The sequence below is a fragment of the Caballeronia sp. HLA56 genome (assembly GCF_054655155.1).
In genome coordinates, this window is record NZ_BAAHOB010000002.1 from 148,886 (window position 1) to 162,137 (window position 13,252).

At 62.7% G+C, this 13,252-nt stretch carries 10 protein-coding genes; 6 read left to right on the forward strand and 4 right to left on the reverse strand.

Translation table 11 applies throughout. From position 1 onward, the window contains the following. Positions 1-45: 45 nt before the first annotated feature. The 3 genes from ACYQ47_RS07145 to ACYQ47_RS07155 all read right to left on the reverse strand — a co-directional run bounded on the left by ACYQ47_RS07145 (position 46) and on the right by ACYQ47_RS07155 (position 4,225). A complete protein-coding gene (locus ACYQ47_RS07145) occupies positions 46-2,163 on the reverse strand; it encodes an ATP-binding protein (RefSeq protein WP_459904922.1) in 2,118 nt (705 codons plus the stop codon). A 161-nt stretch (positions 2,164-2,324) separates the two neighbouring features. After that, positions 2,325-2,963: a Vgb family protein gene (locus tag ACYQ47_RS07150; protein ID WP_459904924.1), complete on the reverse strand. Its 639-nt coding sequence runs from the start codon at positions 2,961-2,963 to the stop codon at positions 2,325-2,327. 41 nt (positions 2,964-3,004) lie between these two features. After that, positions 3,005-4,225: a helix-turn-helix domain-containing protein gene (locus ACYQ47_RS07155; protein WP_310392658.1), complete on the reverse strand. Its 1,221-nt coding sequence runs from the start codon at positions 4,223-4,225 to the stop codon at positions 3,005-3,007. 101 nt (positions 4,226-4,326) lie between these two features. On the opposite strand from ACYQ47_RS07155, the gene ACYQ47_RS07160 reads away from it, so the two are divergent. The 4 genes from ACYQ47_RS07160 (at position 4,327) to ACYQ47_RS07175 (ending at position 9,584) form a co-directional block, all read left to right on the forward strand. Next, positions 4,327-5,088, forward strand: a complete 762-nt coding sequence (locus tag ACYQ47_RS07160; RefSeq protein WP_459904925.1) for a DUF899 domain-containing protein — start codon at positions 4,327-4,329, stop codon at positions 5,086-5,088. 234 nt (positions 5,089-5,322) lie between these two features. Continuing rightward, positions 5,323-6,297: a glycosyltransferase family 2 protein gene (locus ACYQ47_RS07165; RefSeq protein ID WP_459904927.1), complete on the forward strand. Its 975-nt coding sequence runs from the start codon at positions 5,323-5,325 to the stop codon at positions 6,295-6,297. A 190-nt stretch (positions 6,298-6,487) separates the two neighbouring features. After that, the gene (locus ACYQ47_RS07170; RefSeq protein WP_284503442.1) at positions 6,488-8,044 is read left to right on the forward strand and encodes a methyl-accepting chemotaxis protein; all 1,557 of its coding nucleotides are present in this window, start codon (positions 6,488-6,490) and stop codon (positions 8,042-8,044) included. 223 nt (positions 8,045-8,267) lie between these two features. After that, positions 8,268-9,584: an MFS transporter gene (locus ACYQ47_RS07175; RefSeq protein ID WP_250494183.1), complete on the forward strand. Its 1,317-nt coding sequence runs from the start codon at positions 8,268-8,270 to the stop codon at positions 9,582-9,584. 58 nt (positions 9,585-9,642) lie between these two features. On the opposite strand, the gene ACYQ47_RS07180 is transcribed toward ACYQ47_RS07175, so the two are convergent. After that, complete coding sequence (locus ACYQ47_RS07180; protein ID WP_459904930.1) at positions 9,643-10,566, reverse strand: LysR family transcriptional regulator; 924 nt, start codon at positions 10,564-10,566, stop codon at positions 9,643-9,645. A 169-nt stretch (positions 10,567-10,735) separates the two neighbouring features. On the opposite strand from ACYQ47_RS07180, the gene ACYQ47_RS07185 reads away from it, so the two are divergent. Then, positions 10,736-11,911 (forward strand): L-rhamnonate dehydratase, encoded by a 1,176-nt coding sequence (locus ACYQ47_RS07185; protein ID WP_244830028.1) that lies wholly within the window; start codon positions 10,736-10,738, stop codon positions 11,909-11,911. 53 nt (positions 11,912-11,964) lie between these two features. Then, positions 11,965-13,251 carry an MFS transporter gene (locus ACYQ47_RS07190; RefSeq protein ID WP_459904932.1) on the forward strand — a complete coding sequence of 429 codons (1,287 nt, stop codon included), beginning with the start codon at positions 11,965-11,967 and terminating at the stop codon, positions 13,249-13,251. Position 13,252 lies beyond the last annotated feature (1 nt).

Here is a 13,252-nt window from a genome sequence, read left to right on the forward strand (position 1 = left end):
TAACGGCGGGATCGGTAAATACTTTAGATGGGATGGAAAGCGCGCTCACTCGCGTTTCAACACCGACGCAATTTCCTTCGCCAGTTGCTCCGCCCGATAAGGCTTGTTCAGCAGCGTCACGTTGGGCCGCAGCACGCCGTCGCGCGAGATGATGTCGCGGGTATAGCCGGACGCGTAGATCACCGGCACCGGCTGCGGCTGGGCGAACGCCCATTCGGCGAGATCGGCGCATTTCACCTTGCCTGGCATCACCACGTCGGTCAGGATCACGTCCACGCCGATGCCGCTTTCCAGCACGCTCATCGCCGCGTCGCCGCTTGCGGCCTTGAGCACGGTGTAATGCATGGCTTCGAGAATCGCGACCGTCGAGGAGAGCACGGCGACGTCGTCGTCGACGACGAGCACGGTTGCGCTGCCCGTGTGCGTGGGAATGCTGCCCGCTTCGGCCGACGAGGTCTCGTCGTCGTAACTGCGTGGAAAGTAGATCTCCACCGTCGTGCCGACATCCACCGTGCTCGACACATGGATATGGCCGCCCGACTGCTTGACGAAGCCGAACACCATCGACAAGCCGAGCCCCGTGCCGTGTCCTTCCGGCTTGGTGGTGAAGAACGGCTCGAAGGCGCGTTCGAGGACATCGGGCGGCATGCCCGTGCCCGTATCGGATACGGAAAGACGCACGTATTCGCCGGGACGCAGGTCGTTGCCCTCGCACGCGGCGTGATCCAGCGACTCGTTCGAACACGTGAGCGTGAGCCGGCCATCGCCGCTAATGGCGTCGCGCGCGTTGATCGCGAGATTGAGCAGCGCGTTCTCCAGCTGATTGCGGTCGACGCAGAAATTCCACGCCTGTTCCGGCAACGTGGCGCCGATCACCACCGACGCGCCCACCGCGTGCTGCAGAAGTTCGTGCAACTCGGCAAAAAGCCGCTGCGGATTGACGACCACCGGCGAGAGCGGCTGCCGCCGCGCGAACGACAGCAGTTGCGAGGCGAGCGTCGCGCCGCGCTGCACGGCGTCCAGCGCAGCCTGAACGCGTTCGGGCACGCGCGGGTCGGTCGGCGGCAGATACTGCATCAATTGCAAATTTCCGCTGATGGCCTGCAGAGTGTTGTTGAAGTCGTGCGCGACGCCGCCCGTCATCGCGCCGAGCGCTTCCATTTTCAGGCTTTGGCGCAATTGCGCCTCGACCGCGGTGCGCGCCGCCACGGCTTCGGAGATCTTGTCTTCGAGACCGCGCGTCAGTTCCTTGAGGCTTTCTTCGGCGATCTTGCGGTCGTTGATATCGACGATCACGCCGGGAAACCGCTGCGGCGCTCCGGCTTCATCGTATTCGCAGCGGCCGGACGCGAGAATCCAGATCCAGCCCTCGTCCGGCGTGCGGATGCGATATTCGGCGCGATACGGCGCGCCATCGCGCAAGGTCGCGGCGATCAGCGAAGTCACGCGTCCGCGGTCGTCCGGATGGATGATCTCGAGCGCCGCCTCGATCGGCAAGCCGGTTTCCACTTCCTGAAGCGAGAAGAGGAAAGTGCGCGCGAAACGTTCGTCGCCCTTTACGCGGTTTTGCGTGATTTCCCACACGAAGGTGCCGCGCACGGCGCCCGAATTCAACGCGAGTTGCAGCCGCTCGTTGGTTCCGCGAAACGCCGCTTCGGCCGCACTCCGATTGCGTTCGAGCAGCACGCGCTCGGTTGTCTCGACGACGACTGCAAGCACGCCCACCGGCACGCCTTCATCCGATGCAACCGGGCTGTAGTGCAGATCGAGCCATGTTTCGACGGGATCGTGCTCGCGCGCCAGCACGAAGCGCGTGTCGCGGTAAGTCAGCGATTCGCCGCGCATGCCCGAATCGATCACGTTACGGTTGAAGTCCGCCGCCTCGGGCCATGCCTTCTCAATGGCCATGCCGAGGATGCCCGGATGCCGCACACCCGAGAACTTCGCATAGGCTTCGTTGTAGACGAGCGTGCCTTCGTCGCCCCAAAGCAGGGCCATCGGCAATGCGTTGGGCAGCATGACCTGCACGACCGACCGCAAGACCGGCGGCCAGTCGCCGATCGGGCCCAACGGCGTTTTGCGCCAGTCGAAATCGCGTATGAAGCGCGCCGTTTCGCCGACCCATGAATCGAGTTGAGGGCGACCGAAAAAAGTCGAATCCAAATCGGGGAATCCTTTTCCTTTGAACGATGCGCGAAGGGCGCGCACCAATCCGACAGAGTAAAGCTAATTCGCGGCGCGCGAAATGTCGGAGTAGCGTGTTCGCAAGGGGGATGCCTGGTCTTCGACTCGAGGCTTGACCGTTTCGGCACAGCGCCGGTGCATCATTCTAGCTTCGGCTTTTTCACGGCTCTTATCTTGCCTGTGCGCCCGCCGCCGCAAAAAAAGCGCTCGCCGCCGTCCGATTCGAGTCCCGAGACGCCCACGCCTTCCGGCATGTCGAGCCGCTCGAAGACTTCGCCGGTGGCCGGGTCGATGCGTCGCAGTTCGCTCGCGTCGCTTTCCCACGTGGCGTGCCAGAGTTCGCCATCGACCCAGGTGACGCCCGTGACGAAGCGATCGGAATCGATGGTGCGTAGAATTTTGCCATCGCCCGGATCGACTTGATGAATCTTGCGCTCGCGATATTGTCCGACCCAGAGCGTGCCTTCTGCCCACGCGAGACCGGAATCCGCGCCACCGCCGGGAGCGGGAATGGTCGAGACGACCTCGCCGGTTTTTGGATCGACCTTTTGAATGCGGTCCTCGGCAATCTGATACAGATGCTCGCCATCGAAGGCCGTGCCCGCGTGCGCCGCGACCGCGAGCTTGCGTCGGGTCTTGCCGCTTTCGGGGTCGAGCGCGTTGAGGGCATCGCCCGAGGCGAACCAGACTTGCTGTCCGTCCCAGCTCACGCCGTGCACGCCTTCCACTTCGGGAAAAGGTCCGTATTCGCGGATGATCTCCGCCTTTGCGCGTTTCATGTCGCCTTCCTCTTTGCTCACTGGTTGATCGAGACTTCATGCTAGTCGTAGGCCAAACCAGCAGGGAGTAACAAGGCCGTCGTGAAACCGGGCAGGGGCGCGGTCATCCAGCGGCGCGCGCGTCCTTGTCCGTATGCCTGAACCTTGCCCGCCGCCGCGAGCGTCGTAAGCCCACGCTGTACCGTGCGCTGGCTCGATCCAAGCGCCAACGCAAGCGCCGAACTGGACCACGTTTGACCATCGGCGAGAACGGCCAGCAGCGTCGCGTAGGCGTCTTCCGTCGGCTGCGCCAGAACGACGACTTCATCTGCCCGACGCGGCGTCAGCGTGAAGCCGCGCGGCGTCGCGCTCACCGTCGCGAGCGATTGCAGCATCGTCCTCAAGCGCCCGATCTCGACCCGCAAGCGCGCCCGATGCGTGTCGTCCGCATGCTTCATGCGAAACGCCCGCACGATGAGCGTGTCGCGCGGCACATCGTCCGGCCATGCTTCGGCAAGCGCGCGCGCCAGCGTGAAAAGCACCGGACGCGTGGCCAGCGCAATGGTCACGCCGCCTTCGCGCACGACATTGCGACACGCATCCACGATGAACGCAGCCGATGCAAACAGCGCCTCCACTTCATCGAGCCGCAGGAGCCGCGCTTCGCCTTGTGCGATACGTCTGGCCGCTGGCGCATCGAGCACGCTCGACGCGCTTTCCGCTTCGGCTTCGAGCGCGGCGATACCCGACCGATGCGCCGCCTCTCGCGCGCGCGTCAACGCTTCGCGCGCAGGCTGCGTCTCCACACGCCGTATCGCGATTGCCGCCGCAATGAGTTCGCGTGCGGCCTCCGATGCCGGTGGAAGACTTAAGGCGTCGAGCGATGCGAGCAAGAGCCGAGCATCGTCCAACCGGCCGAGCAACGCGAGCCTGCGCACCGCCAATATGCGTGCATGGAACGCGTTGACGTGGTCGCCATGCGCTTCGAGCGTGACGCGCGCGGCATCGAGCGCTTTCTGCGGCCACGCAAGATCGCGCGATGCCAACGCGATCTCCGCTTCGGCGACCACGCATCGCGAACGCGCAACCGCTTCCTTCGCGCCGAATCGACGCGCCGCGCTGCGCAGCAAGGTCTTCGCGCGCGCGAACTCGCCGAGTTGCGCCATGGCGATGCCACGCAGTGCGAGCGCAGCGGCGTCGTCGCGCAATGCAACCCGATTGAGCGCGCCAAGGGGGTCGCCGGCCGCGAGCGCGCGCGCCGCCGCGTTGATCAGCGAATCCATGCCGCCTCCGATTCCCGCCACAATTGTCACTCCCCTCAGGTGTGCGTCCGGTACTAATCTAACACCGTGCATTTCGAAACCTCACTCGGGAGACAAGCACGATGACGAGTCATACGACAGGAACGCGCGACGACTGGCTGGCCGCACGCTTGAGCCTTCTTTCGCGCGAAAAGGAACTCACCCGGCAAAGCGATGAACTCGCCGCGGGACGTCAGGCGTTGCCGTGGGTTCGCATCGACAAGACTTATCGCTTCGATACGGAAACAGGAAGTGCCACGCTGGCTGACCTGTTCGGCGGCCGCTCGCAGTTGCTCGTTTATCACTTCATGTTCGGGCCGGACTGGAAGGCGGGCTGCCCGTCTTGCTCCGCGATCGCGGATGGCTTCGACGGTTTCGCCATTCATCTCGCGCATCACGATGTCGCGCTGTGGTGCGTGTCCCGTGCGCCCATCGAGAAGCTCGCGGCCTACAAGAAGCGCATGGGATGGCAGTTTCCATGGGCCTCCGCGCACGATGGCGACTTCAACTTCGACTTCAACGTGTCGTTCACCGAAGAGCAGCAGCGCGACGGCAGCATCGAATATAACTATGCGAAAAATCGCCACGCGATGGATCAGAAAGACCCGCCCGAAACCGTCAAGCAAGGCGCCGCCGATGTCGGCACGACCGCGCCCGCGTATTCGCTCGACAGACCAGGCTTGAGCGTCTTCGCGATGCAGGACGGCGACGTCTATCACACGTACTCGGCCTACTCGCGAGGTCTCGACAGTCTCTGGGGCATGTATCAGTGGCTCGATCGCGCGCCGAAAGGCCGCAACGAAACCGGCAACTGGTGGAAGCGTCACGACGAATATCCGGACTGACGGCGCGGGGCATCGCGCCGGTTAGGCAGAGCGATGCACGCGCGAATCGCGTAAATCGGTATGGCGTACGAACCCGAGCCGCAAACGCCGTATTAATTACCCATTTTTTTCGGATTATTTTTCTTCCTCTTTCTTCTACCTTGCTAACGATGCGAAAGATTTCGCATTGTGAAGCGGCCGCTGAAAATCGCCGACAAAATCGCCGATATAAACAAACGACGAAGCGAGAAGAAGATGAAAAACGCGCTGACGGTCTCCATTTGCCTGCCCACCTGCAACCGGCCCGAACTGATTGTGCAGTGCCTCGACTCCTGCCTCGCGCAGAAGTATCCGCACATCGAAATATTGATCGGGGACGACTCGCGTGACGATCTCACGCAGCAGCTCATCGCCGCGTGCTACGCGCACGACGCGCGCGTGCGATATGTACGCAACGACGTGCCGCTTGGGCAAGCACGCAATGTGTCGAGCCTCTTCGAGCGTGCGACGGGCGCGCTCGTCATGCTGATCCACGACGACGACTATCTCGTGCACGACGCCGTCGCGCGGCTCGCGGCGCTTTGGGCGACGTATCCGCATCTGCAAGTCGCGTTCGGCGATCAATACGAGGTCGATCCCGAAGGTCGCGTCGATGTCCATAAAAGCGCGGCGCTCAATGCGGCGTTCCATCGAAAACGGCGCGCGCAAGGCATGCAGCCGCTGCCAGGACGAACCGGTCTTGTGCAAATGTTCCCCAACAATGGCTGGATGGCGCTCGCGGCGCTCGTGCGGGCAGTGGGGTATCGCGAGGAAGTCGGCGCGTGCTGCGATTACGTGTTCGGCGCGCAGTTGTGTCTGGCGGCCAAGCATGTCTACTATCTGCACGAATACGTTTCGTACTATCGCGAGACGACGGCTTCCGTGTCGCGCAGCACGCGCCGTTCGGTCAGCGCGGCAGCGTTTAGCGCCTACCAGTTCGTTTCGGCGATGACGCTCGATCCATCGCTCGAAGCGGCGCGCGGCATCGCGTTGCGCCGGTTGGCGCCGATCGTCGTTTCGCTGCACGCGCGGCACGATGCGCCGCTCGCCGCGCTGCGCGTCGCCTTCGAACATCCCGATGCCTATACGTACGGCGCAAGTCTCAGGCTCTACTATCACCTCTTGCTGATCGTGCGCGCGCTCGTCGCCATGCGTAGCCGGCAGCGTTCAGGCACGCCGCGTTTTCCCTGATGCGCTGAATGTCCGAGGTTTTCGCACGGTCGATCTCAAAGCCGCGCAGTTATCGGTAACCGTTTCCCTAAAGGCCATCGCGTTGCGGTCGTTATACAGGCGGCCGGTGACATTTCACTGGCCGCGTGGCAGGCGAGAGCATCGTCGCGTGCCGGCGCGCGAACAAGATGCAGCCACCTTTGGGACGAATATGTTTTCCACAATCAAGGGCCGCCTCGCCCTCGCCATGACTCTGCTGAGCATGCTGCTCATCGGCATCGGGCTGGTCGGACTCGTCGGCATGAGCAAGTCCAACGAGACGACCCACGACCTCTTCACGAATGAAATGCCGAGCGCGGTGTCGGTCGGCAACGCGGAAATGTTCATGGCGCGCGAACGTCTGAGCTTCGATCGCGCGGCGCTGAACATCGGCACGAACGCGGCGGACGAGGCCATCGGCCGGGGCGCGCTGATGCGCAAGACTTCCGACGACGCATGGACGAAGTACGCCGCCCTGCCCCAGGCTCCCGGCGAAAAGCAGCTTGCGGACAAATTCAACGAGCAGCGTCTGCAAATGCAAAAGCTGCTCGACGAAGGCTATGCCGACGTGCGCGCGAAGGACCAGGCGAAAGTCACCGCCGACGCCGCCACGATGCAGGCCGCGTTCAACGACTTCGCGAAGACCGGCGTCGAGTTGCGCAAGCTGCAGTTCGACCAGGCGCAAAGCGACTACGACGCGAGCCAGGCGACCTTCGCCATGTTCCGCATGGTGTCGATCATCGCGATCGTGATCGGGCTCGCTGCATCGTCGTATTCGTGGTTCTCGCTGCGCCAGCGCATTGCGCGCCCGCTCGACGCCGCGCTCGAACAGTTCGGCGCCATTGCCGCAGGCGACCTGCGCCGCGATGTGCGCATCACCTCGAACGACGAAATGGGCCAGCTGCTGCGCGGGCTTTCGACCATGCAGGCGAGCCTCGTCGAAACCGTGCGTTCGGTGCGCTCGGGTAGCGAATCGATTGCATCCGCGACCAAGCAGATCGCGGCGGGCAACGTGGACTTGTCCTCGCGCACCGAGGAACAGGCGTCGGCATTGCAGGAAACCGCGTCGAGCATGGATGAGCTCACGGGCACGGTCAAACAGAACGCCGACAACGCGCGCCAAGCGAGCGTGCTGGCCGCCAATGCATCGGAGATCGCGGGCAAGGGCAGCCATGTGGTGTCGCAAGTGGTGACCACGATGGGCGAGATCAACCAGAGCTCGACGAAGATCGCGGACATCATCGCGATCATCGAAGGCATCGCGTTCCAGACCAACATTCTCGCGCTCAACGCAGCCGTGGAAGCGGCGCGTGCAGGCGAAGAAGGACGCGGCTTCGCGGTCGTGGCAGGCGAAGTGCGCTCGCTCGCGCAACGCTCGTCGGCGGCGGCGAAGGAGATCAAGGAACTGATCGATACCTCCGTCGAACGCGTGCAATCCGGCGCGGCGCTCGTCGATGAAGCCGGCCGCACGATGAACGACATCAGCAACGCCGTGCAACGCGTGACCGACATCATGGGCGAGATCGCGGCGGCATCGGAAGAACAATCGAGCGGTATCGAACAAGTGGCGCGCGCCGTGACGCAAATGGACGAAGTGACGCAGCAGAACGCGGCGCTCGTCGAGGAAGCGGCGGCAGCGGCGCAGTCGCTCGAAGATCAGGCGGGCGCGTTGCGTACCGCAGTCGAAATCTTCCGTCTGCATGACGAAGGCGCGCGCATCGCCGCTTGATCGTCTACTGGTTCACCCTGACGGCCCGCGTCTTCTCAAGGAAGCGCGGGCCGCGGCATTTTCGAAGCCGCTTTCAAGGACATAACCTGTGGTAATCGCCTCATAAGGCAAATTCAATAGACGGCTATCGCTGTTTTCTCCAGACTTCGGACGTCGGATCGATACACGATTCGCCCTCGATAAGAGCGCGCATGAAGCGCACAAGCCTCGGAGGAGACACGCTATGTTCCATCGACCCAAGGTCACCCGGTCGGTCCTCGCGCTCATGTGCGCGATGTCTTTCATCATGTATCTCGATCGCGTCAACCTGTCCGCCGCGGCAGGCCTGATTCGCGATGATCTTCATCTCAGCAATACCGATATCGGCTTCGTGTTCGGCGCCTTCGCCTACACCTATGCGATCTGCCAGGTAATCGGCGGATGGGTAAGCGATCGCTTCGGCGCGAAGACCACGCTCGTGCTGTGCGCGTCGATCTGGATCGTCGCCACGGTCGCGACGGGCTTCGCGGGCGGCGTCGTATCGCTCTTCTGCGCGCGCATGCTGCTCGGTGTCGGCGAGGGCGCGGCGCTTCCGGCGCAGGCCCGCGCGCTAGTCAACTGGTATCCGGCGCAAAAGCGCGGCTTCGTGCAAGGGCTCACGCATTCGTTCTCGCGCCTGGGCAATGCGCTGACGCCGCCGCTGATCGCGATTCTCGTCGCCTTTGCGTCGTGGCGTGCATCGTTCATTCTGGTGGGCGCGCTGACCGCGGTCTGGGTGCTGGTCTACGCGTGGTACTTCGCCGATAACCCGCGCAAGCATCGACACATCACGGCCGAGGAGATCGCCGAGCTGCCGCCCGAGAATAAGGTGGCCGTGGAGAAGACCCGCGAGCCGACGCCGTGGGGACGTCTCATCAAGCGCATCGGGCCGACCATGATGGTCTACTTCTGCTACGGCTGGACAGGCTGGCTCTTCTTCACGTGGCTGCCGACGTTCTTCATGCACGGACGCGGCCTCGATCTCAAGAGCTCGGCGCTTTTTTCAGCGGGCGTGTTTCTCTCGGGCGTCGTGGGCAATACGGCGGGCGGCGTGATCTCCGACCGCATTCTCAAACGCACCGGCAACGTGGTCGCCGCGCGGCGCAACATGATCATCGTCGCATTTCTCGGCGCGTTGATCTTTCTCGCGCCCGTCATGGTGGTGAAGTCCTTGCCCGTCATGGCAGGCTGCATGAGTCTGTCGTTCTTCTTCCTCGAAATGACCATCGGTCCCATCTGGGCCGTGCCGATGGACATCACGCCCAAGCACGTCGGGATTGCGAGCGGGCTCGTCAATGCGGGATCGGCCATTGCGGGCATCTTCTCGCCGATCGTGTTCGGCTTCATCGTGGACCGCACCGGAAGCTGGACCTTGCCGTTCGGCGGCTCGCTGGGACTGCTTGCGGTGGGTATCGTGATGACGTTCTTCATGCGACCCGATATCGAACTCGATCCGGCGAACGATGCCGATTCCTCGTTGCGCGATGCCGAAGGGAAACTGGCATTCGCGGATCGCCGATGACGGACGGCGACGGCATCTCGCGCTCGACACGCATAACGCGGCCGTGCCGTCGCCCTAACTAGGCTGCCCGAATCGCCTCGATGACCAGTTGCGTAGCCGGACTGATGCGCCGGTTACTGCGCAGGATCAACCCATAAGGCGCGAGCCGTCCACGCAGCGGCGTGGCAATGGAAGCGATGGTATCGAGCGAAGCGTAGTAGTCGGCAACCGAACTCGGCAGCACCGCCAACATATCCGAATCGCGCAACAGCGAAAGCGTCGTGAGAATGGAAGACGTCTCGACGGTGCTCACCGGCGGTGCGACGCGTGACTCCCTGAAAGTCTGATCGATGATCTCGCGCATCGGGCTTGGATGCGGCTGCACGATCCACGCATACCCCGCGAGCTCATCCAGTTTCGGGCGTCCGGCCGATTCGAGCACCGGATGCCCGGGCCGCGCGACAATCGCCAATGCCTCTTCGGCAAGCGTTTCGAAACTCAAGTCGTTGGCGGGAAACCCGTAGGGAATGCGCCCGACCACGATATCCAGTTGGTCCTGCTGCAAGGCTTGCACGAGCACATCGCTGGTATCGATCTGCACGGTGATATGCAGACGCGGATGCGCGTCCTTCAACTGTACGATCACTTTCGTCAACAGCTCGGGCGCGGGCGCCATGACCGCGCCAATCCGCACTTTGCCGATATCCCCCGCTTCGATGGCCGCGAGTTCTTCGCGCAACTCGTCGAGGTCTTCGAACACCACGCGCGCATAACGCATGACCGCTTCGCCATATACCGTGGCCTGCATGCCGCGCGCATGCCGCACGAACAGCGACGCGCCCATGGTGTCCTCCAGTTCCTTCAACGCCTTGGTCGCGGCGGGCTGCGTCATGGCGAGTTCGTCGGCGGCGCTGCGCAGAGACTCTGTTTCAGAGAGCGCCATCATCAGTTGAAGATGACGCAAGCGCAGGCGTTTGCGGATGGTATTGGCAGGCGCAATCATGTCGGCGATAACCCTGTGAGCGCTTTCCCGCGATAACCGCAGGAAATAACCCGATGCAAATTATTCAATAGTCAGTTATCGCGCAGTTTCGCACACTAGCGTCACCCGAAACAGCCGCGCAAACCCTTCCTCGCGCGGCCTTCCATCAAACAAGAAGGAGACATTCGCGATGAAGATCAAGCATATCCGTGCACGCGTATTCGAATGGAAAGGCAAGGTCGTGCCGCCGCAAGCGCACTTCTGCACGAATGCCGTGGACATTCTCTACGAACGCGGCGACGCCATGGGCTCGTTCCGCTTTCACCAATGGCTCGTGGTCGAAGTGGAGTGCGACGACGGCACCATCGGCATCGGCAATTGCGCGCTTGCGCCGCGCGTGGCCAAGCAGATCGTCGACGAATATCTCGCGCCTATCGCCATTGGCGAAGACCCGTTCGATCACGAATACATCTGGCAGAAGATGTATCGGCGCACGCTTGCCTGGGGGCGCAAGGGTATTGGCATGGCGGCGATCTCGGCTGTCGATATCGCCTTGTGGGACATCATGGGCAAGGCGGTGAAGAAGCCCGTCTTCAAACTGCTCGGCGGACGTACCAAGGAAAAGATCTGGTGCTATGCCTCGAAGCTCTACAACAACGACGACCGCGACGTGTTTCTCGCCGAAGCAAAGAGCTATCTCGACGACGGCTTCACCGCAATGAAGATGCGCTTCGGCTACGGCCCGAAAGACGGCCCGAGCGGCATGGCGAAGAACGTCGAACAGTTGCGTCTCTTGCGTGAACTCGCGGGCGACGACATCGACATCATGGTCGAATGCTATATGGGCTGGACGCTCGAATACGCCCGCAGAATGTTGCCGCGCCTGGCCGAATTCAATCCGCGCTGGCTGGAAGAACCGGTCATCGGCGACGATATCGAGGGCTATCAGGAACTGAAGAAGATGAACGTGATCCCGATCTCGGGCGGCGAACACGAGTTCACCATCTACGGCTTCAAGGACCTGCTCGAACGCCGCGCCGTGGACGTCATTCAGTACGACACGAATCGCGTGGGCGGCATCACGGCGGCGCGCAAGATCAACGCAATGGCCGAGGCGTGGTCCGTGCCGGTCATTCCGCATGCCGGACAGATGCACAACTATCACCTCACCATGTCGAGCGTGGCGAGCCCCATGTCCGAGTTCTTCCCGGTCTACGACGTGGAAGTGGGCAACGAGCTTTTCTACTACATCTTCGACGGTGAACCGCAACCGGAGAACGGCTATCTGCAACTCTCCGATGAAACGCCGGGCCTCGGCATCACGCTCTCGGACAAGTATCTGGATGACTTCAACATCATCGAATAACGCACGAACGATGGGCCAATGCAGCCCTCGACATCAAGGATTGGAGACACGCAATGGAAAGCAGAATAGAAGCGCCCGCGCTCGACGCGGTTACGTCGGAGCGCGCGACGAGCGTGCGCTGGCGCATCTTTGGCGTGGTGTTTCTCATCACGCTGATCAATCTCGTCGATCGCATCTCGCTTTCCATCGCGATGCCCACCATCGCCAAGGAATACGCGCTCTCGCCCGCCATGCAGGGGCTGATCCTGTCGAGCTTCTTCTGGTCGTATGCGCTGTTGCAGATACCGGGCGGATGGCTCATCGACCGCTACGGTCCGCGCAAGATCATCGCGGGCGCGACGGTGTTGTGGGGCATTTTCCAGACCTTGATGGGCGCTGCCGGCGGCGGTCTGTCGATGCTGTTCCTGCGTGTGGGTCTGGGCGGCGCCGAAGCACCGCTCTTTCCCGCCGGCAGCAAGCTCAATGCATTGTGGCTCTCGAAGAAAGAGCGCGGTCGCGGCGCCGTATTGATGGATGCGGGCTCGCCATTGGGCGCGGCCATCGGCGGGCTTGCAATCTCCAATCTCATCCTCGCGTTCGGCTCGTGGCGCATGGCGTTCGTCGTGGCGGGCATCGCGACCATCGCGGCGGGCTGGCTCGCATGGCGCTATCTGCGCGACGATCCCGCGAAGCATCCCTTCGTGAATGGCGCGGAACTCGCGCGAATTCGTGACGGCGCGGCCCCGGTCGCCGCGAGCGTCATCGCCGAGGAACCCTTGCCGCTGCGCTCGACCATCGCCATGTGCGTCGGCCGCATGAGCTGGGCGATGATCTTCTTCGGGCTCATCACGTGGGGACCGAGCTATCTGACGCAAGCGCGCGGCTTGAGTCTTTCGCAGATCGGCGCGGCCACGTTCTTCATCTTCTTTTCCGGCGCTTTGGGCTCGCTGTCGGGCGGCTTTCTCTGCGATGCACTTTGCACGCACGGCTTCTCGCGCGGCAAGGTGGTCAAGAGCATGATCGCGCTGTCGGGCATCACGACGCTTGCCGTATTCGCCGCGCTGCCGACCATTCAGTCGCCGGTGAGCGCGGTCGCGGTGCTGTGCGCGGCGTCGTTCTTGCTGATGTGGGGTAGTCTCTACTGGAGCCTGCCTTCGTTGCTCGCGACGCCGGGGCGCGTCGGTCTGCTCGGTGCATGCATGAACTGCGCGGGCAGCGTCGGCGGCATCTCGGTTCCGCTCATCACCGGTTTCATCCTGCAGCGAACCGGTTCGTTCGATACGGTGCTGCATTTCTACAGTGCCTGCGCGCTGGTGTATATCTTCGGCTCGATCGCCATCGATCTGCGCCGTACCCGCTAAA

Bases quoted from the DNA above. Each gene is read 5' to 3' on its own strand.
- ACYQ47_RS07190 (WP_459904932.1), top strand. From the start codon at position 11,965: ATGGAAAGCAGAATAGAAGCGCCCGCGCTCGACGCGGTTACGTCGGAG.
- ACYQ47_RS07155 (WP_310392658.1), bottom strand. From the start codon at position 4,225: ATGGATTCGCTGATCAACGCGGCGGCGCGCGCGCTCGCGGCCGGCGAC.
- ACYQ47_RS07160 (WP_459904925.1), top strand. From the start codon at position 4,327: ATGACGAGTCATACGACAGGAACGCGCGACGACTGGCTGGCCGCACGC.
- ACYQ47_RS07185 (WP_244830028.1), top strand. From the start codon at position 10,736: ATGAAGATCAAGCATATCCGTGCACGCGTATTCGAATGGAAAGGCAAG.
- ACYQ47_RS07175 (WP_250494183.1), top strand. From the start codon at position 8,268: ATGTTCCATCGACCCAAGGTCACCCGGTCGGTCCTCGCGCTCATGTGC.
- ACYQ47_RS07150 (WP_459904924.1), bottom strand. From the start codon at position 2,963: ATGAAACGCGCAAAGGCGGAGATCATCCGCGAATACGGACCTTTTCCC.
- ACYQ47_RS07170 (WP_284503442.1), top strand. From the start codon at position 6,488: ATGTTTTCCACAATCAAGGGCCGCCTCGCCCTCGCCATGACTCTGCTG.
- ACYQ47_RS07165 (WP_459904927.1), top strand. From the start codon at position 5,323: ATGAAAAACGCGCTGACGGTCTCCATTTGCCTGCCCACCTGCAACCGG.
- ACYQ47_RS07180 (WP_459904930.1), bottom strand. From the start codon at position 10,566: ATGATTGCGCCTGCCAATACCATCCGCAAACGCCTGCGCTTGCGTCAT.